The following is an 18671-nucleotide window of genomic DNA, read 5'->3' as shown; positions in this document are numbered from 1 at the left end:
TAACGGTTTAATTCGTTACCTTGATGGTCGTAAATCCAAAAGCTCCCTTCACCAACAACATATTTTTTTCATTATGATTAATGATACATTGAATTGACATCTCTTTCACCCAAACTTTCAACATTATGATAGGAATGTCCTTCCGTGGTGTCGAAATATTGTTGTTAGGAGGTGTGGGATCTAAAGGAGCATACTATCTACTATACTACTTTACACGTAGTTGAAATTGTAAATGTCACAAGACTGTGCTCAATTGGTGAGAAAAGTGGAACATAGATTTGGGAAATTATCATTGCCGACCAAGATACTACTTACAAAGGGAAAGCAACAGAATCCAGAAAAAATCAATTTAATGATTGGGTTGAGCTTAAGTCTGTACAACCTTTAAGTGAGATGATAGATATTTGTAAGAAAAAAGTTTCTGATAATTCCTAGAGTTAAACGTAATTGTACAAATGAGAACAAATGTTTGGTATAATTCATTAAGAAAGAGAATACACCTTTCAGGTTTTGCCTGAACGGTGAATTCTCTTTTCAGCATGCTCACATTTAATTAGAAATATATCCTCCATAGGTAACTGTCCAAGTGTATCCAGTTTGACCATCCACTGATAATAACTGTAAAACACCAAAAAAGTCGTTTTCAGCATAGTTTAATGTTGTAGGGATTTCCCCGAGAGTAGGATATTGAGATTTCGATAAAATTTGTTGAATTTCAACATATTTAGAAGAGGAAGGAGAACTATGTACACTTTCCACAGAGTTGTTGTTTAGTGTAGTGGCACTAGCGGCAAAAGAAGTTGAACCAACAGATATCGGCAGGCTTCCGCTTGGTTGGCTGAGCAGCAAAGCGACGGGAGCAGTCAAGAAGACGTTGAAACATAACGTGGAGAAAGTGGAAACATTCATTGCCCATCATTTGCCCGATCTCGTCCAGGCTGCCGTGACCACGATCCTGATGCTCGCAGTAATGGTTACGCTGAATGTCTGGTTTGGCACTGGCGTGCTTTATGCCGATTATCTTCGCTTTTGCGGTTCGGATCGCACTAATCATCGGACCGAAGACGAAAGAAAACCTCAAGCTTTGCCATGATTCGCTGGAACAGATGAATGCTTCTGCCGTCCAGTATGTTCAGGGGATGCCAGCAGTCAAGGTGTTCGGGCAAACCGTGCAGTCGTTCCACCAGTTTTATGAGGATGTGATTCGCTACCGTGACTACGGCGTGAAATTATCGGATCGGAACCTGCGCATACCGATGCGCAAGCGGACTTTTCTTTACCGCTCGCCAAGGGGAAGTGACGGCGATCGTCAGCCCGTCGGGGTCATGACCGGCGTGCAGTTGCTGCTTGGTGGAAGTCTGGATGTCATCAAATTTGAAGGTTCTAGATCATCGGAACCCGATTATTCGATCCGCTTACTGCAGCGCTCGCCGGTTATGCGGAGTTCCGTTATATCGAGCAGTCGGGCTAACGCATTGTGCAGCTTTTGCGGAAGCCCCTGCTAATCATGATATCGAGTCTTCGATCGACAGCGCGTTGAGCAGATCGCCGGCGATCATCGTCCGCTTCGGATTGCACCGGTCGGGGAATGTGCCTCCGATGAAAGAGAACTGAAATTTCGATGCGTATTCCATCACGTTCAGCAGGGAAACGGTACGGGATTACTGTCGGTCTGCACCATGACGTAGATCAGCAGCGAAATATTTCGGATCCAGATCACCAACTGCTGCAAAAGGTCAGCGAACGCCACGATTCGGAATACCCGGTTGGTGAACAATGCTTTCATAAACATATTCCCTAATAGACTGCATTAAACTGACCGTACGGTCATTTTTGGGTGAAAAAATTTATGTGTTTCTCTATCCCTTGAAGCATGACGTCGATCGCAGTCCGATATAAGCCGGTAATCCGATCGTTGTCGAATTGTATTACGAAACACTCAGGCCTCCAAATAGCCCGAACTGGATACAGATTTCACATTCTAATAAATTTATGGTGTTCGCTGCAACGCGCTCAGACAATTTCCGATAATCTTAAGATATTTCTGCTAAATTGATTTGGTAAGTTGTAAATAGGCCCACAAAGGGGAGATCATCTTGTATACCATCTATCTTGTTGAGGACGAAGTCAGTTTAAATCAGCTCATTTGTTCATACTTGCGGCGGGAAGGCTGGAATGTTGTTTCCTTTAAGGATGGGGAGGAAGCCAAACGTGCGATAACGCAGGAGCCTCATCTGTGGATACTGGATATTATGCTTCCCGGAATAGACGGCTATCAACTCATTCGCGAGATCCGTAAAGCAAACGAGTCCATTCCAGTTATCTTTATTTCTGCGCGGGATTCCGATCTGGACCGGATTAACGGCCTGGAGCTGGGCAGCGACGACTACTTGGCGAAGCCGTTTCAGACGCGCGAGCTCATCATCCGCGTCAGCAAGCTGTTGGAGCGCATTTATGGAAAAGCACTTCATACACAGTCTGCTGCGCCGATTGCTCAGGACGAATATCCGCCCTATACGATTGATAGACAAGCCCGCATTGTGAGGGAGAGTTCGGGAAAAGAAGTGGAGCTGACATCTAAGGAATTCGATCTGCTGCACTATTTTGTGTCGCATGCCGGATTGGTCGTGCAGCGCGAACATATTTTGAATGAGGTCTGGGGTCGGGACTACTTCGGCTCGGACCGCGTCGTGGACGATCTCATCTGGCGATTGCGAAAAAAAATGCCGGAGCTGCGGCTGGAAACCTTATACGGCCTCGGGTATAGGTTGGTGAAACGATGAAGCATTGGCCTTTGGCAATCAAAATATGGTTCGTCTTCGCCGCTTTGTTGCTTTGCTTATTTTTGATGATGGCCTCGGTTCTCCCCTATCTGCTGAAAAGCTTTTTTACCGAGCAAACCTACGCGATGATTCGGGATTCCCAGCAGCAATTAAACTTTGTTGCGGACATTTCTGATAAAGGACATCTAGAGTTAAGAGATGACGGCGGTGTAGGGTTAAAGATGACCCTGCCAACGGATCAAGCGGCGCCGGATGACGATTCCGCAGCGCCGAATGACGATCTCGCAGACGGACGATTCGAAAAAGTTCAGCCGACCGGATACATGGGCGGGCCCGCGATCGGCCATTTATTATTGGTGGAAGGGAAAGCGTATTTTCTGAACAGTGACAGGAGCTTGCCCGATTCATTAACCAAGCGGCTCGAGCAGGAGGCCGCCGGGCAATTAAAGGCGCTTGAGACTAACGCAGTCAAAGTGGATGGCCACATCCTTTTTTACGCCATCTCCAAAGCCTCAAATGGCGGCTCCAGCGTACTGATCTCCTATGCATGGTCGGAGTATCGCAATGAGATGACCGGAGCGATGTTCCGCAATTTGCTGCTGCTTCTGATCGCATTTATGATACTCAGCTCGATTCCTTGCATCTGGCTCGCTCGGTATTTATCCGGCCCGCTCACCCGGATGAAGCGCCAAGTGAAACGAATGTCGGAGGGCAACTGGCATGAACCGTTCGAGTCGGGACGAAGAGACGAGATTGGCAAGCTGTCCCTCGCCTTCGACGAAATGCGCCAGCGGCTGCTTCGCCAGGATGAGACGCAGCAAGCGCTGCTGCAAAACATTTCTCATGAGTTAAAAACGCCTGTGATGATTATTCGAAACTATGCGCAGTCCATTGTTGACGGCATTTATCCGAGAGGAACGATGGAGGGAAGCGTAGACACCATCCTGCAGGAGTCCGACCGGATCATGGAGCGGATTTACGAACTGATATCGCTTAGCAGGCTACAGTACGTTTCTTCGCGCGAGGTTCCCCACCAATGGTTTAACATCGCTGATGTGGTCCAAGGCACGGTGGAGCGGCTGCGCTTCCGTCGACCGGCGCTTCATTGGATTGTTGAACTGCCTTCTTGGCGAATCCACGGCAATGTTGAGCAATGGCGGGTCGTGTTTGAAAATTTGCTGGACAATCAAATCCGCTATGCCCATAGACAAATTTCCATCACGGCTTCCGTGGACGAGTCCCGCACACGAATCATTGAAATTCGCAATGACGGACCACTACTCGAAGCCGCAATGCTGAAAGACTTGTTTGAACCGTACCGCACGGGGGCGGGTGGCCAGTTCGGGCTTGGTCTTGCCATCGTCAGGCAAATCTTGACCAGCTGCGGGGCGCAAATCGAGGTGAGCAATGAACAATCGGGCGTCAGCTTTCGGCTGAAGCTTGCCAAGGAGGACAGAGAATGAAGAACGAAGCGACCTCAAACGTCTTCAGCAGCCGCATCTCGCGGTTTATTCGATCGGAAGCAATGGGCGCATTCTGGCTGCTTGCTCCAAGCTTAGTGGGGTTTTCCATCTTCTACCTCATTCCGTTCGGACAGAGCATTCTGGGCTCATTCGAAGACCGATTGGGGGGCGGCCTCACCTTTTCGAACTACAAGGAACTGCTGCTCAGTTCTTCGTTCCAGAAAGCAGCGTCCAACACCTTCTTGTTCACCGCGATCAGCGTGCCGATTCTCATCGCTATATCGCTATTGCTCGCACTGTTTTTGAATCAGCGGGTGTTCCTTCGGAATTGGCTGCGTACAGCTTATGTGCTGCCGTTGGTCGTGCCGGTCGCTTCAATCGTGCTAGTCTGGCAGATCCTGTTCGATTGGAACGGGGCTATCAATGCGGTTATGCAGCACTTTGGCCTTGACCGACGAGATTGGATGAAGTCGGAATGGGCCGGTTTTGTAATCATCTTGGTTTATATATGGAAAAACATCGGTTACAACGTCATTCTGTTTCTGGCAGGCTTGCAGAACATTCCGGGGCAATATTATGAGATCGCCGATCTGGAAGGGGCCGGGCCTGTGCGCAAGCTGTTCGGCATTACGCTCATTTACTTGACGCCGACGACGTTTCTGGTCGTACTGATGTCCGTGTTGAATTCGTTCAAGGTGTTCCGCGAGACGTATCTGGTTGCCGGCGCTTACCCGCACGATCGCATTTATATGATGCAGCATTACATGAACAACATGTTTTTGTCCCTGGATATTCAGAAAGTGTCGGCGGCGGCAGTATTGATGGCGCTATGCATCATGGCGCTCGTGTTCATCCTGTTCCGCACGGAACGGATGTTCCGCTCATTCATGGAGTAGGAGCAGGAGGGAGGAGAATGATGTGATAAAGGGATGGGGCGCGCCGTTGCTGCGCTCGCTGCTGTTAATTCCCATCGCGGGTCTGCTGCTGCTGCCCGTCGTCCTGACCGTCGTCAATTCTTTGATGACGAAGCGGGAAATCAATGCCAACTACGGCATGTTGGGCAAAACCGATACGAGCTTGTTCGTCAATTTGAAATGGATTCCCGACTGGGTGTCCTTCCAGCAGTATAAAGAAGTGCTGATCTCGTCGCCGCAATTTCTGCACCTGTTCTGGAATTCGGTATATATGGTGGTGCCCATCATCGTCGGACAAACGATTGTGGCAACGCTCGCCGCATTCGCGTTCGGAAAGCTGCGTTTTCGGGGCAGAGAAGCTTTGTTTTTTATCTATCTAATGACGATGCTGATGCCGTTCCAGGTGACGCTTGTGCCCAACTACTTGATGGCCGATCGGCTAGGCCTTCTGAATCATCCCAGCTCCATCATACTCCCCGGCGTGTTCGGAGCATTCGGCGTGTTTCTGCTCAGGCAATTCATGCTCCACATCCATTCGTCTTTTATCGAAGCTGCCAAGATGGATGGAGCGGGAATCATGCGCATACTCGTATCGATCGCGCTGCCGATGGTGAAGCCGGGCATCGCCGCGCTCGTCGTGCTCCTGTTCGTCGACTATTGGAATATGGTCGAGCAGCCGCTCATTTTTCTTCAGGATGCCGCCATGCAGCCGCTCTCGGTCTTTCTCTCTCGCATCCAAGAAGATCAGCTCGGCGTATCGTTTGCAGTTTCGGTTGTTTATATGATGCCGATGGTGCTTCTGTTCTTAAGCGCCGAACGGTATTTTATTGAAGGAATCCAGCTTTCCGGCGTAAAAGGCTGAGCGAAAGGAGAATGGCAACATGGTACAGCGAAAACAACAGATTGCCAGCATTGCACTGGCGGCGCTGCTTCTCTTACTGGCTGGATTTACGTTGTTCAGCCAAACGCTTCAAACCGCCTTGCTGCCCAAAGTGACGACCGCGAAGCCTATAAAAAAAACGTTGGCCCTTCACATCGAAGGCAGCGGTGAGATCACACCGCGCAAGCAAACGGAATTAAACAGCGACAGCGGCTGGAAGGTGGAGAAGGTGCATGTTCGCAAGGAACAACAAGTCAAGAAGGGGCAGATTCTCGTAACGTTCGACATAACAGAAGCGCAGCAGCAGCTTCTCGATGCGGAGGACGAATTGAAGAAAAGAAACTTGAACCGGGAACTGCTTAAAGTACAATTCATTGCTGCTCAGCGTTCGGGGGACGAGGAAGAGGTCCGCAAGGCCAAACGTGACCTTGAACTGGATCGGATAGATACGGACATCGCGATGCGGAAAATAGAAACATTGCGCAAAGAAATAAAACAAAAGCGCACGTTGACTTCGCCTGCGGACGGCAATGTGGCGGACCTTCAAGCCGAGGAAGGAATGAGCATCCCACATGGGCAGCGGGTGCTAACGCTGGTGGAGACCGGAAAGGGATTCCAATTCACTTTTACGATTGAAAAAGAAAGCGCCGATTTGATTCGTAAAGGCGAGAAAGTGTCTGTTGACGTGAACGAGGATAAGCCCCGGCAGATCGAAGGAACCGTCGATGAAATCAAGGACGCGGTCTCGGGCGGCTACAAGCCGGGCGATGAAAGCGATAATCCGGAGAGCGTCCCCAAGACGCAAAAAACAATCGTCGTCTACGTGACAGGAAACAACCTTAAAGGAGGTGAGTACGCCAGCGTGAGTTGGAATAAGCCGTTTAAGGAGCAGGGTCTTGTCATCAACAAAAAATGGATCAAAAAAGACGGAAGCGGAAGTTATGTATTTGTTGTTCGCGAAAATCGAAGCTCCCTCGGCAACTCATACACGGTCCAGAAGGCTTATATGAATACGGGGAAAGGGAACGGCGAGGAGATCGTCGTGCTTGGAGGCCTTTACCCTGAAGAAGACATTGTGACAGATTCAAGCGAACCGCTGCAGGAAGGCAATCGCATTCGATTAAATTGAGAGGATGATTCATTTGAGAAAATCGGTTTGGTTAGTCATGCTGTCCATCGTACTGCTGTTATCCGCGTGTTCGAAAAGCGGCGGCGTGTCTCCCGCAAGCAGTTCCAAAGGCGCTCCCATAGGCGCTTCCCAGGGCGTTCCCACAAGCGATTCCCAAAGTTTGACGATGGACGGCAAGAAAACCGTCGTTGTTTCTGTCCTGAGGAAAAATCGTTTCATGGAAACCGCTGTGAGGTCGTTCGAGGAAAAACATAAGGACATTCAAATCGAAATAAAAGAATACAAAGCGTCGACAGGAACGGAAAGTGGCGGCTCCGGGGAGATGCTCTCGGAAGCAGACGTTGAAAAATACGTACAATCGGTAACGACGCAGGCTATTTCCGACAAAGGCGCCGACCTTATTCTCATGAACAACTTGCCGCAAGACAAGTTCGTCGACAAAAAACTGCTGGTCAACTTGAACGACCTGATCGCCAAAGACAGCTCGTTCGATCAAAACGCGGTATACGCCAATATTTTGAAGGCCTCCCAAGACGGGGACGGGCTGTATGTCATGCCGCTCGCCATTTCGCTCGAAACGGTTCAAGGAAATACCTCGTTGCTAAAACAGGCGAATATTTCAGTCGACAAAAATAAACCTTGGAGCTGGAGTGAATTCAAGGACGTCGCCAACAAACTGCAGCAGCAGGGGGGCTACGAAGGATATTACAATATGGCAATGTCACCGCTTCTCTACGATTATATCGAGGAGAATTACGAGGAGCTGGTCGGACAGGGCAAGCCGAACTTTGACACGGAGATATTCCGCAGCATGATGAAGGAAGTCAAGTCTATCTATGACGAAGGCTTGCTCAGAGAAGGCTTTACGTCAGACCCCGATAAAGCGATATTTAAAATGGTCGGCATAATGAACCCTACGGTGGCACTGACGATGTCCTCGGACTTTGATTATTACCAGAAGCCGAGCGCAGGCGGAAAGAAGGTAGGCGTACCGTTCAAGACCATGGACAGCTTTGGAATTAACAGCAAATCCCACGTTCAAGCCGAAGCATGGGAATTCATCAAGTTTTTGCTCTCCGATGAGATGCAAGCTTCGCCAGATCTTTTTGGATTGCCAGTCAACAAAGTCGCCCTCGATAAGAAATTGAATGAAGTTCTGCAAGTTATCGAGAGCGGAACCATTGAATTGCCGATCCCGAAAGAACAGCTGCCGAGCAGCGAAACGTTGAAAAGCCGGATTGCAGAAGTACAGAAGCTGGTCGCGGAAGCGGGCGCTCTCAGATCCGGCGATATGAAAGTGTTAACGATCGCTCTGGAGGAGTTCGAAAGCTTTAAAAGCGGGCAGAAATCGGCAGAAGAAGTCAGCAAGCTGATCCAGAATCGGGTGAAAACGTATTTGAATGAGTAACGAAAAAGAGCAGCAGGATATGTCGAACGCCGAACTGCTGCACATGCTGTACGCCCGTTATTTCAAGCTGGTTTACTTTTCGGCCTACTCGGTTACCAAGGATCGGGAGCTGGCGCAGGATGCGGTTCAGGAGACGTTCTTGAAGGCTTATTGCCGCATCGACTCGTTGAAGCAGCAGGGCCAGATACACGCATGGCTCAAGGCGGTCTCTCGAAATGTGGCGATTGACATGTATCGCAAGCAATGCCGGGAAATGTACAGCTATCGGTTGTTGCAGGACGCCTGCTTGGGAGAAACCAGCGTGGAAGGGGCAATCGTCGATCAGGACTTCCTTAGTGGATTACTCTCTTCGTTGAAGCCTATCAACCGGCAGGCGTTACTGCTCGTCTACGAGTATGGCTTCACCTATGAACAACTTGCCGATCGTCAGAACACGTCGATCGGCGCCGTGAAGTCGAGAATCCATCGAGCTAAACAGAAGTTGCGTGGCATGGCTTTGCATATGGAAACTATTGTAGAAATGCCAGCACATTTGTTGGAGGCAAAATGAGCAATTGACGAAGATTGGAAAGGCTGTCGGACTCACAGAGAAAAGCGGTCCGGCAGTGGCGCGTGTATGCTTCAATGTCAAAAAAAAGGTGTAGATTTCGCACTGTTGTCGCCGGGATGCTGTTGTTGCTTTTGTTTATTCAAAATACTGCCATTACAATTGCCGCGGAAGCGGAAATCTCACGGCTGATCTTGAATAAAAGTGAAGCGACACTTGAGGTTGGGGCTTCCGTCTCTCTGACTGTAACAGCGGTATATGTTACGGGAAGCACAAGCGATGTGACGATCAAGACAGACTGGAGCAGCAATTCGGAGATCGCTGCGGTGTATGCGTGCACCATAACGGCCAAAAAAGAAGGGACGGCGGTCATTACCGTTACCTATCAGGGAAAGACAGTCATCGTAAACGTATCGGTGAGCAAAAAGGTCAAGGCATTGACGAGGGATGTCAATGACTTCGATCTGCGTGTAGGGAAGGAACAACAAGTTGACCGCTATTTACGAGGATGGATCCAGCGAGAATGTAACGAAGAAGGCAGCGTGGTCTGTCGATAATTATGGTGTAGCAACTGTCGTGAATGGTTTGGGGACAGGCAACAAGTTCGGAACAGCCCAACTCTCTGCCAAGTACGGCAACCAAAGCCTGTCAGTGAAAGCTTCGGTCGAGCTGGCCAGACGAATTGATATGGAATATGAGGAACTCAACTTATTAGTTAACGAAAATAAGCAAATTGTTCTGACCGCTACCTATCCAGATGGTTCCATGCAAAATGTATCCGATAAGGCAGAATGGGGGAGCGACAATGAGATGCTAGCGGACGCAATAAAGGGCGTTATTAAAGCATACAGCGCCGGAACGGCGACGATTACAGCTGCATACGGAACGAAAACCGCTTCCCTTAAAGTGCTTGTTGAAGCTTCCCGCAAGCTGGAAGTCAACAAGCAAGAATTGTTCCTGCGTGTCGGAAAATCCGAGCAGCTTGAGTTGATATTGACTTATATGGATGGGAAAACTGCAAATATTACAAATAAGGCACAATGGAAATCCTCTGGCTAGTCGGTCGCTTATGTGGTAAACGGCGAAGTGTTTGGACAAAAGTCGGGAACTGCAGAGATTACGGTCGCTTATGGAGACAAAAAAGTGACCGTTCAAGTGGATGTAGAGGTGCCTAAGAGTCTGGATTTCGATTGGGCTTCCTTAGACTTGGAGTTGAATAATTCCTACGATTTAAGGCTTTACGCCACTTTTGTGGATGGGACGCAGGAATTGATAACGGATAAAGCACAATGGTCGTCCGATGATGCGTCGATTGCCGATGTCATCAAAGGCAAGGTGACGGGCTACAAATCGGGCACAGCCAACATTAAAGCAGCTTACGGCGGCAAAGAGGCGACAGCGACTGTCAGAGTGGATATTCCCAAACAGATCGTTTTGAGCAAAACAAGGGTGGACATGCAAATTGGAGAATCAGTTGCCTTGGAGGCCAATGCCCACTACATCTATAACCGTATAACGGAAGTCTCCGCGCTTGCCCAATGGAGCTACTCTAATCCGGAGTTATCGAGGTCCACAAAGGAACCATAACCGGCTTGAAGAGCGGCACATCGTCGATTACCGTGACATACGGCATGCGCACAGGGACGATGGTGGTGTCCGTTGGGGTCATTGAGAAGCTGACGCTAACCCAGAAGACATTGTCGCTCCGCAAAAACGATTCGTCCACGGTCACTCTGACCGCTACCTACAAGGACGGGCTTGTAAAGGACGTTACGACGGATGCGGAATGGAGTTCTTCCGAGTCGCACGTTGCGTCGGTCTACAAAGGTCAAATTACGGGGAACAGTCCGGGCACAACGGCCATCAAGGCTTCTTTCGGCGGCGAATCGGTGACCGTGTCTGTTGATGTGGATGTCGCCAGCAAGCTAACGGCCGACACCTAGGCACTCATGCTGGAAGTGAACGAGAGCAAGCAGGTTAAACTCACTTTGACGGACGCCCTCGGCAATAAAAGCGATGTAACGGATATTGCGGAGTGGTCTTCTTCCTCGAAAACGATTGTCGACGTTAACGGACGTTTCATTCAGGCGCTTTCTGCTGGCAAGACAAGCGTAACCCCAAAATATGGCGAAAAAACGGTAACCATTACGGTTGAAGTTGGTGCTGTCCAGAAGCTGGAGGCGGACGCAGCGATTTTGGCGATGCAATCCGGCGAGACCCATGCTGTACAATTGACCGCGACGCTGCCGGATGGCCGAACGAAGGACGTCACTTCTCAGGCCGAATGGACGAGCGGCAGCTTGAAGATCGCTTCCGTATCGCAATGCAAAAATAACGGCCATCGTCGCCGGAAAAATGAAAGTAACCGCCAAGTATCAGGGGAAAACGGTCAGTATCAGTGTCGATCTCGATCAATTGAAGTATCTGGATGCCTAGAGAAGCGGCAAACCTGTAACCCAGCTAACGATAAAAAGCGACCATACGATCCAACTGGAAGCAATCGCGACCTACATGGATAACTCGGAACGGCCGATCACCCCCGACGAGATCTGGAGTTCCTCCAAGATAACGGTTGCTCATGTTAAGCACGGCGTAGTTACTACGCAAGGTAAAGGAAACGCCATATTAACAGTTAAGTTTGGCAGCAAGTCGGCTAAGATTCGCGTGGTCGTAGAATAGGCGCCTATTAGTATTATCAAAGGAAGAAACCGATGGAGCGAGAAACTCTAATAAGGGCTCTCACTCCTTGGTGACAGAGGAACTTGAATCGTGTTGACAAGTGAAGTAAAAGGCCTTATATTATGAATGGACTGAACGGTCGGTCTAATTACAAGGAGGTGATCGGATGACAAAGTATACGGACCACGGCGAACAAACAAAGCGCAATATTGCTTCCAAAGCAAAAAAATTGTTCGAACTAAAGGGTTATTCTGCAACGACCATGGACGAGATTCGGCTGTTATCGGGATCGAGCAAGGGCAGTATTTATCATCATTTTAAGAATAAGGAATCGCTGTTTTTGTACATCCTTGAGCTTTCCATGCTGGAGTGGACCGGGAAGTGGCAAGAGATAGAGAAGCCGCTTAGTACGGCGCGGGAGAAATTGTACCGGCTTGCCGAGCATTACGCCCAGGATTTCCGGAACCCGCTGCTGCGGGCTGCAGAAGAATTTTCAGGAAGCCAGAACGGGGATCGTGAGATACTAGACAAGCTGCAGACGTTGACAAGCATGCATTATCCGATCTTTGAACGGCTGTTGGAGGAAGGAATAAGAAGCGGGGAGTTCCGGCCGATCCCGCTTGAAGATCTCACTTTAATTGTGCACGGTCTTGTTGTAGGCTTAGGTTTATCATCGTATGACACATATAAAGGCGAGCGGATTGTCGGCTTGTACCGGACTGCGATCGACCTCTTGCTGCAAGGAATAGCGATGCAGTAATTTTTTTATCCACCAATTAGACTGGACGGTCGGTCTTGTATCGTCCACAAGGAGAAATGTCATATGAAAGCCTTGATTTCTAACAAGGTATTCCGGATCGTGGCATTCGCTGATCTTTTGCAGCAGTCGGCCATCTGGATACGGAATATCTCGCTACTGTTCTACGTTATGGAGCAGACCAATGGCGATCCCGTCGCCGTATCCCTGCTGAATGTATTGGAGTATACGCCGATATTCCTGTTTTCCTTCATCGGCGGTGCCTTCGCCGACCGGTGGAATCCGAAGCGGACGATGATCACCGGCGATCTGCTAAGCGCAATATCGATAGGTGTTATTCTATTGCTTGTGCTTGCGGGCTCTTGGCAGGCCGTATTCGCCGCGACGGTCGTGTCGGCCATCGTCAGCCAGTTCTCACAGCCCTCCTCGGCCGTCATGTTCAAACGGCATGTGCCCGGGGAGCTGCTGGCGCCGGCAATCAGTATTTCTCAGGGGATCATGTCCTTGTTCATCATAGTAGGGCCTGTCGTAGGAACGCTTATATATTCAACGCTTGGCCTAGTCTACTCGCTGGCTGCGATGATCGGATTGTTCCTTGCGGCGGTACTGGTCCAGCTCACTCTTCCTCCATCGCCACGCCCGCCTGAACGCAGGGCTGTGCCGATTCTTGAGGATGTGAAGGCGGGGTTCCGCTATATCCGCGGCAAACGTAATTTGATTGTTATCGCGATCACGTTCGCCTGTATCGGGCTTGGGTCCGGTTTGATCCAGCCGTTGGACATCTTTATCGTGACCGAACGTCTTCAACTCCACAAAGAAAGCGTCCAATGGTTCCATGCACTATCCGGCGCAGGAATGCTGGTTGGAGGCGCGGCTGCAGCGTTTCTCGGTCAAAAATTAAATCCGCGGGTTGTCATCTTCGTAGGCATCGCATTCCTGTCCTGCTCCATCATTGTCGAGGCTCTATCCGTTTGGGTGTACCTGACAGCTGCGATGCGCTTCTCGGTCGGCGTCATGACGGCGTTCATGCAAATCGTGCTCGGCGCTATTATGATGAAACTGGTTGAGGAAGCCTACATCGGGCGCGTGAACGGTGCGATTACGCCGCTGCTCATGGCCGGGACGCTGGCCGGGACCGCTATGGCAGGCCCGCTCATGAAGACCTTTACGCTTGTCCCTGTTTATGGAATGTCCGCTACAATTATTCTGATTGCCGCTTTTGCAAGCCTCTCGATGAAATTGGGAGGGAACGCCGCCAACACGGAACGATCCGCAGTACATCTGGATTGATCTGGACTACTGAAGCAGGAGCTGTCATTCATTCGTCTCGATTGGACGATTTGATGGCAATTTCCTGATGAGGAAGCCATAATGAATTACTCATCATGGAGCCGAATGATACGACGAAAAGCTTTCGAGTACGGCACGGTATGACGTTGGTGAACTTGTTGCCCTTTTGCTTTCAGCAACAAGTTCGAGTGAAAACGGGGTGAAATTAATGCTCGAAGACGAAAAACCTCTCTATATTAAAATAAAAATTCAGATCCGCAATGCCATTATTAGAGGAGAATATCCAATGGGATCTAGACTTCCGTCTGTGCGCGAGCTATCAGCCGAATTCGGTTGCAGCTTGATCACGACGAAAAGAGTATATCGAGACTTATCACGCGAAGGATATATTCTGACCACCCAGGGAATGGGAACTTATGTTCACGCAGACGAACAGAAAATCGCGAAAGATAAGGAGCGCCTTGTAACTGAAGCTATTGTGCAGGCCGTTGAATTCGGAAACAGACTTAACTACTCAGCCGATCAATTGCAAGTCATTTTTCTTAATGCCTTATCGCGTTTGCCGTGAAATATTGTTAATACTACTATCAGTATACCTTGTTCTGTTTCTGACTTAAAATCAACAGCAACCACTCTTCATTGTAAGATTACAAATAATTATATTTTCTTTGAAAAATACACTGGAAAAAATATTAAACCGTCAAAGTAATCAATTCCGAAAAGATCACTATTTGTTAATGTTTACAATAATACCTTGTACTTTTTGCAAAAACGCCGATCATTCTGGAAATCATTCAATTAACGGCGAATATAATAAACGGATAAAATTGGTCAAATCACCTTATGACTATGCCTTCACTACTCATGAATCTACCATATATATTATGTCAGGTAGGAGGTGAGAAACATGCCACTTGTGACACCATTTCAGAACAGTTTAAGATATGCTGCAACCATTGGCGATGGAACGGGTACCGGAGCAACGTTTGCGATTGCTGCGACTGCTTTTACAAACGACGCGGGTACAGCGGCAACTGCGTTTCCAGGCACGTTCAATTATTACAATCTTTATATTAACGGCATTATGCAGACAGCAGATACATCCACCGTTACAACCACTACAATTACGATTCCTGGTGGAGACGCACTGAATGCTGGAATTCCAGTTGTTGTACAATTTGTAGTATCTTAATGCTTACCTGAATCATGCTGCATTATTATTTTGATCGGCTTCTATCTACGATAGAAGCTGATCTTTTTATGGCTTTAGCCAGTTGAGTGCGCTGAAACGCGCGAAACAAAAAACCACCCGCTATGCGTTTTATAAATGGGATGGCACTACATCTACTTTGATCGCTGGAAATTTGAACACACAGTCTAACAGTGATAAAGATTGATATGGACCACCAAACTGCCCATTTACAAACGTCAAATCGAGGCCTATAATATACTCAAAGTTGTATTGGGTAAAAATAATTGCATAAGTACAAAAATGATTATCATTCTCATTTGATTGCCATGCTGCTGCGGGATTCCCGCAGCAGCATGTGTCATTTTTAGGGCATTAACAATGGCTCTCATTCTCAATACGACTTCAATACAGGGGACATGGACGCAGCTAAGTGCAGTCCACAACCCGACATTCAGAAAGGATTGTGATTCATATGCAAGCGATACACCAAATTCAAACCCAAGCAAAAGCTAACCAGCGCTCAGCCAATACGCCTGGCCCAGGCCGGGGGCGCAAACCGGACTTTCGGGCCATGCTGCGCAACAAGGAAATGCAAGCTGCTCTAGGCAGTGGACTTTTGATGCTTATCGCCTGGGCAACGGCATCGTGGTCGAACCCGCTATCGGTAATGCTATATATTGTTGCTTATGCCATAGGTGGATGGACAAAGGCCAAAGAAGGCATAGAGACACTGGTCAAGGATCGTGATCTCGATGTGAATCTGCTCATGATTGCAGCATCGCTGGGAGCGGCAGCCATAGGCTACTGGAATGAAGGCGCCATGCTGATTTTTATTTTCGCGTTAAGTGGTGCGCTGGAAAGCTATGCAACGGAGCGTAGTCACAAGGATATTTCATCGCTGCTGGCGCTCAAACCGGAAACGGCGCTGCGTATTGAGGACGGGAAGATGAATCGTGTATCCATTGATGAGTTGCAGCCGGGAGATCTGTTGCTGGTCAAACCAGGCGAATTGGTCCCGGCAGATGGTGTAGTGTATCGGGGAAGCTCTTATATCAATCAGGCTTCGATAACAGGCGAATCCTTACCTGTAGACAAAGTTGCTGGTGACGAAGTATATGCTGGTACCGTGAATGGCGAAGGTGCTCTATATGTGGAAGTGACCAAATCCGCTGAAGGATCGCTGTTTGGCAAAATCATTAAACTGGTGGAAGAGGCGCAGACGGAGGTGCCGGATTCCCAACGCTTTATGGAGCGATTTGAGGGGATATATGCCCGTATTGTAGTCGCCGTAACGGTGCTGGTTATTGCGGGAACACCGTTATTGCTTGGTTGGACATGGAATGAGGCGTTTTACAAGGCAATGGTCTTTCTGGTTGTAGCTTCACCTTGTGCCCTGGTTTCTTCGATTATGCCGGTCATGTTATCAGCCATGTCCAGCAGTGCGCGTCGCGGTATTCTTTTCAAGGGTGGTGCTCATGTGGAGAATATGGCCGAGACCCGGGTGGTAGCTTTTGATAAAACAGGAACATTGACAATGGGGACGCCACAGGTGACCGATATTATAACGGCAGACGGATATGACCGGATACAGTTGTTGGGTACAGCAGCCGCGATTGAGAACCTTTCAATGCACCCGTTAGCTCGGGCCATTGTGGAGCAGGCGAGCAAGGAGGACATCGTACTCCCGATTGCTGAACAGGTTCAGGCTCTGACGGGCTGGGGGATTGAGGGGAAAGTAAACGGCGTTCTTTGGAAAATTGGCAAAACGGATCAATTGGATGCTTCTGATATGAACAGTTTTGCTGTGTGGCATGGGATACGTGCCCGATTAGAGGGAGAAGGCAAGACGGTGTCAGCAATAACAGCGAACGGGGAAATGGCGGGTCTGATCGCGATGAGGGATACGGTACGCCCACAAGCGGCCGAAGCGGTGAAAAAGCTGGAAGCTATGGGTGTGAAGGTAGCCATGCTGACCGGCGATCGTCCCGATTCGGCAGCAGTGATCGCCCGTGAAACAGGCGTGAAACTGGTATACGCAGGTTTGCTACCCGAAGATAAAGTGAAGCAGGTGCGTCTGCTTCGCGAACAGTATGGGCAAGTGCTGATGGTTGGGGATGGTGTGAATGATGCGCCTGCACTTGCAGCGGCAACGGTTGGCATGGGCATGGGCGTATCGGGCAGCGGTACGGCATTGGAAGTAGCGGATGTCGTACTAATGAATGACAATATTGAGGAGATCGCCTGGGTGATCAAACAGGCGCGCCGGGCACAGCGGACGGTGAAGCAGAATATGTTTTTTGCCATCACGGTAATTCTGGTTCTAATCGCAGGCAATTTCTTACAAGATGTTGCATTACCATTGGGTGTGGTGGGCCATGAGGGCAGCACGATTCTGGTTATTCTAAATGGGCTGAGATTGCTGCGATAAACAGGCCGGGTAATGGCTTATGTTGGATTACAATTCTAATTCAGTTGAGCCGCATGGCGTTTGAACCTTGGGTCATAATAGGATGAATTGGAAAAATTCAATGCGGAATTGATTCGATTTATCAAATCCTGATTTTGAGTGTCAACCGATCTTTACAGATCATTCCAACTATTTCATTGAATCTTCATTTGTGAACAAAAAAAGAACCTGGAAGTCAGCGAACCGCTGTCTTTACAGGTTCTTTTGCCGTACATTGTGGTTATTCATGGGCTGGCCGTTCTTTCCGTTAGAAGAGTTCAGTCAGGCCAATCATCGTGATCAGTCCGAGCAAAAAGGAAACCGTTGCCGCCCGCGCATTGCCGTCGCCATGACTTTCGGGAATCAGTTCCTTATAGACGATGAACATCATCGCACCCGCTGCAAAGGCAAGACCATAAGGGACCAGACCGGATACCAGACTACTGAGTGTGTAACCAATCATGGCTGTAATAATCTCAACTGCACCAGTCAGCGTGGCGATGCCGAGCGCCTTGAAGCGACCGATGTTCTGATTCACAAGGAAGAGGGCGACCAGAAATCCTTCAGGCGCATTCTGCAATCCAATGGAAAAGGCAATCAAATTGCCAAGTCCTGCGTCACTGCTCGCGTAGCTGACACCTACCGATAGTCCCTCGGGCAGATTATGCATGGTGATGGCTGCAATGATCATGAAGGCTTTGGCTTCAATTTTGAAAGGCATCTTCTCCGGATTCTCCAGATCCACATGTGGAATCTTCATCTCGAGCACAAGCAGGACCATGCTGCCCAGCATAATACCTAGGGCAAGTACAAACAGATTGGATTGCCCGAGCGCTTCCGGAATGAGATTGTACACCGAGGCAGAGGTCATGATGCCTGCTGCGTAGGCAAGTAAAATATCACGCAGACGGTGGGTTACTTTACGCATAAATAGAATAGGTATGGCCCCAAGGCCGGTAGACATGGCTGAGATAAAGCTGCCAATGAGTGCATCGTTCATGCTTCCATTTTCCCTCCTGATGAAGACTTCTTCATAATCGCTGCCGAGCATTGACACCGTACATAAAAGAGATCATAATGAACAACAGATTAGAATTATTATAAATTAGAATTCCGTTTCTGCATAGGTTATTTGTCATAACGTCCAGGTCATGTGGACATGATATAGGCTTTCGTTCTAGTG

The 18671-nt window shown here is 48.9% G+C and carries 18 protein-coding genes and 2 pseudogenes; 18 read left to right on the top strand and 2 right to left on the bottom strand.

What is annotated here, in order from left to right; all coding sequences use genetic code 11:
- Positions 1-814 precede the first annotated feature (814 nt).
- Positions 815-1241: pseudogene (locus tag ACFTRD_RS28490) on the top strand (ABC transporter transmembrane domain-containing protein); the annotation flags it as partial.
- A gap of 282 nt (positions 1242-1523) precedes the next feature.
- Here the strand turns inward: ACFTRD_RS28490 and ACFTRD_RS28485 are convergent.
- Positions 1524-1786: pseudogene (locus tag ACFTRD_RS28485) on the bottom strand (MFS transporter); the annotation flags it as partial.
- Between the two features lie 310 nt (positions 1787-2096).
- Between ACFTRD_RS28485 and ACFTRD_RS28480 the strand changes: the two are divergent.
- The 17 genes from ACFTRD_RS28480 to ACFTRD_RS28400 all read left to right on the top strand — a co-directional run bounded on the left by ACFTRD_RS28480 (position 2097) and on the right by ACFTRD_RS28400 (position 17470).
- On the top strand, positions 2097-2783 hold the full coding sequence (locus ACFTRD_RS28480) for a response regulator transcription factor (protein WP_379385877.1): 687 nt from the start codon (positions 2097-2099) through the stop codon (positions 2781-2783).
- The gene (locus ACFTRD_RS28475) at positions 2780-4246 is read left to right on the top strand and encodes a HAMP domain-containing sensor histidine kinase (RefSeq protein WP_379385875.1); all 1467 of its coding nucleotides are present in this window, start codon (positions 2780-2782) and stop codon (positions 4244-4246) included. Before ACFTRD_RS28480 ends, ACFTRD_RS28475 begins: the two co-directional genes overlap by 4 nt.
- Positions 4243-5142, top strand: coding sequence for a carbohydrate ABC transporter permease (locus ACFTRD_RS28470; RefSeq protein ID WP_379385873.1), 900 nt, complete (start codon positions 4243-4245; stop codon positions 5140-5142). The genes ACFTRD_RS28475 and ACFTRD_RS28470 overlap by 4 nt, the downstream gene beginning before the upstream one ends.
- Before the next feature lie 22 nt (positions 5143-5164).
- A complete protein-coding gene (locus ACFTRD_RS28465; protein WP_379385871.1) occupies positions 5165-6022 on the top strand; it encodes a carbohydrate ABC transporter permease in 858 nt (285 codons plus the stop codon).
- Between the two features lie 19 nt (positions 6023-6041).
- Positions 6042-7169, top strand: coding sequence for an efflux RND transporter periplasmic adaptor subunit (locus tag ACFTRD_RS28460; protein ID WP_379385869.1), 1128 nt, complete (start codon positions 6042-6044; stop codon positions 7167-7169).
- Positions 7170-7182: 13 nt separating this feature from the next.
- Positions 7183-8577, top strand: coding sequence for an ABC transporter substrate-binding protein (locus ACFTRD_RS28455; protein ID WP_379385867.1), 1395 nt, complete (start codon positions 7183-7185; stop codon positions 8575-8577).
- Positions 8570-9127, top strand: a complete 558-nt coding sequence (locus tag ACFTRD_RS28450) for an RNA polymerase sigma factor (RefSeq protein ID WP_379385865.1) — start codon at positions 8570-8572, stop codon at positions 9125-9127. Before ACFTRD_RS28455 ends, ACFTRD_RS28450 begins: the two co-directional genes overlap by 8 nt.
- Before the next feature lie 131 nt (positions 9128-9258).
- Complete coding sequence (locus tag ACFTRD_RS28445) at positions 9259-9681, top strand: hypothetical protein (protein ID WP_379385863.1); 423 nt, start codon at positions 9259-9261, stop codon at positions 9679-9681.
- The gene (locus ACFTRD_RS28440; RefSeq protein ID WP_379385861.1) at positions 9614-10183 is read left to right on the top strand and encodes a hypothetical protein; all 570 of its coding nucleotides are present in this window, start codon (positions 9614-9616) and stop codon (positions 10181-10183) included. The genes ACFTRD_RS28445 and ACFTRD_RS28440 overlap by 68 nt, the downstream gene beginning before the upstream one ends.
- A 27-nt stretch (positions 10184-10210) precedes the next feature.
- A complete protein-coding gene (locus ACFTRD_RS28435) occupies positions 10211-10711 on the top strand; it encodes a hypothetical protein (RefSeq protein WP_379385859.1) in 501 nt (166 codons plus the stop codon).
- Positions 10712-10755: 44 nt separating this feature from the next.
- On the top strand, positions 10756-11067 hold the full coding sequence (locus ACFTRD_RS28430) for a hypothetical protein (RefSeq protein ID WP_379385857.1): 312 nt from the start codon (positions 10756-10758) through the stop codon (positions 11065-11067).
- 45 nt (positions 11068-11112) lie between these two features.
- Positions 11113-11643 carry a hypothetical protein gene (locus tag ACFTRD_RS28425; protein WP_379385855.1) on the top strand — a complete coding sequence of 177 codons (531 nt, stop codon included), beginning with the start codon at positions 11113-11115 and terminating at the stop codon, positions 11641-11643.
- Positions 11644-11969: 326 nt separating this feature from the next.
- Positions 11970-12563 carry a TetR/AcrR family transcriptional regulator gene (locus ACFTRD_RS28420; RefSeq protein ID WP_379385853.1) on the top strand — a complete coding sequence of 198 codons (594 nt, stop codon included), beginning with the start codon at positions 11970-11972 and terminating at the stop codon, positions 12561-12563.
- Positions 12564-12626: 63 nt separating this feature from the next.
- Positions 12627-13850, top strand: coding sequence for an MFS transporter (locus tag ACFTRD_RS28415; RefSeq protein ID WP_379385851.1), 1224 nt, complete (start codon positions 12627-12629; stop codon positions 13848-13850).
- Between the two features lie 208 nt (positions 13851-14058).
- A complete protein-coding gene (locus ACFTRD_RS28410) occupies positions 14059-14418 on the top strand; it encodes a GntR family transcriptional regulator (protein ID WP_379385849.1) in 360 nt (119 codons plus the stop codon).
- Between the two features lie 339 nt (positions 14419-14757).
- Complete coding sequence (locus ACFTRD_RS28405) at positions 14758-15042, top strand: DUF4183 domain-containing protein (RefSeq protein ID WP_379385847.1); 285 nt, start codon at positions 14758-14760, stop codon at positions 15040-15042.
- Between the two features lie 472 nt (positions 15043-15514).
- Positions 15515-17470, top strand: a complete 1956-nt coding sequence (locus tag ACFTRD_RS28400) for a heavy metal translocating P-type ATPase (RefSeq protein ID WP_379385845.1) — start codon at positions 15515-15517, stop codon at positions 17468-17470.
- A gap of 286 nt (positions 17471-17756) precedes the next feature.
- On the opposite strand, the gene ACFTRD_RS28395 is transcribed toward ACFTRD_RS28400, so the two are convergent.
- The gene (locus tag ACFTRD_RS28395) at positions 17757-18488 is read right to left on the bottom strand and encodes a ZIP family metal transporter (protein ID WP_062325905.1); all 732 of its coding nucleotides are present in this window, start codon (positions 18486-18488) and stop codon (positions 17757-17759) included.
- Positions 18489-18671: the final 183 nt, after the last annotated feature.

This window comes from Paenibacillus sp. NPDC056933, from assembly GCF_042674385.1.
Classification (GTDB): domain Bacteria; phylum Bacillota; class Bacilli; order Paenibacillales; family Paenibacillaceae; genus Paenibacillus.
Note: the sequence above shows the minus strand (reverse complement) of the source record. Positions and strands in the feature narration are given on the sequence as shown.

Coding starts and splice junctions, on each gene's coding strand:
- ACFTRD_RS28475 (WP_379385875.1), top strand. CDS start 2,780: ATGAAGCATTGGCCTTTGGCAATCAAAATATGGTTCGTCTTCGCCGCT.
- ACFTRD_RS28470 (WP_379385873.1), top strand. CDS start 4,243: ATGAAGAACGAAGCGACCTCAAACGTCTTCAGCAGCCGCATCTCGCGG.
- ACFTRD_RS28460 (WP_379385869.1), top strand. CDS start 6,042: ATGGTACAGCGAAAACAACAGATTGCCAGCATTGCACTGGCGGCGCTG.
- ACFTRD_RS28450 (WP_379385865.1), top strand. CDS start 8,570: ATGAGTAACGAAAAAGAGCAGCAGGATATGTCGAACGCCGAACTGCTG.
- ACFTRD_RS28430 (WP_379385857.1), top strand. CDS start 10,756: ATGCGCACAGGGACGATGGTGGTGTCCGTTGGGGTCATTGAGAAGCTG.
- ACFTRD_RS28420 (WP_379385853.1), top strand. CDS start 11,970: ATGACAAAGTATACGGACCACGGCGAACAAACAAAGCGCAATATTGCT.
- ACFTRD_RS28415 (WP_379385851.1), top strand. CDS start 12,627: ATGAAAGCCTTGATTTCTAACAAGGTATTCCGGATCGTGGCATTCGCT.
- ACFTRD_RS28410 (WP_379385849.1), top strand. CDS start 14,059: ATGCTCGAAGACGAAAAACCTCTCTATATTAAAATAAAAATTCAGATC.
- ACFTRD_RS28405 (WP_379385847.1), top strand. CDS start 14,758: ATGCCACTTGTGACACCATTTCAGAACAGTTTAAGATATGCTGCAACC.
- ACFTRD_RS28400 (WP_379385845.1), top strand. CDS start 15,515: ATGCAAGCGATACACCAAATTCAAACCCAAGCAAAAGCTAACCAGCGC.
- ACFTRD_RS28395 (WP_062325905.1), bottom strand. CDS start 18,488: ATGAACGATGCACTCATTGGCAGCTTTATCTCAGCCATGTCTACCGGC.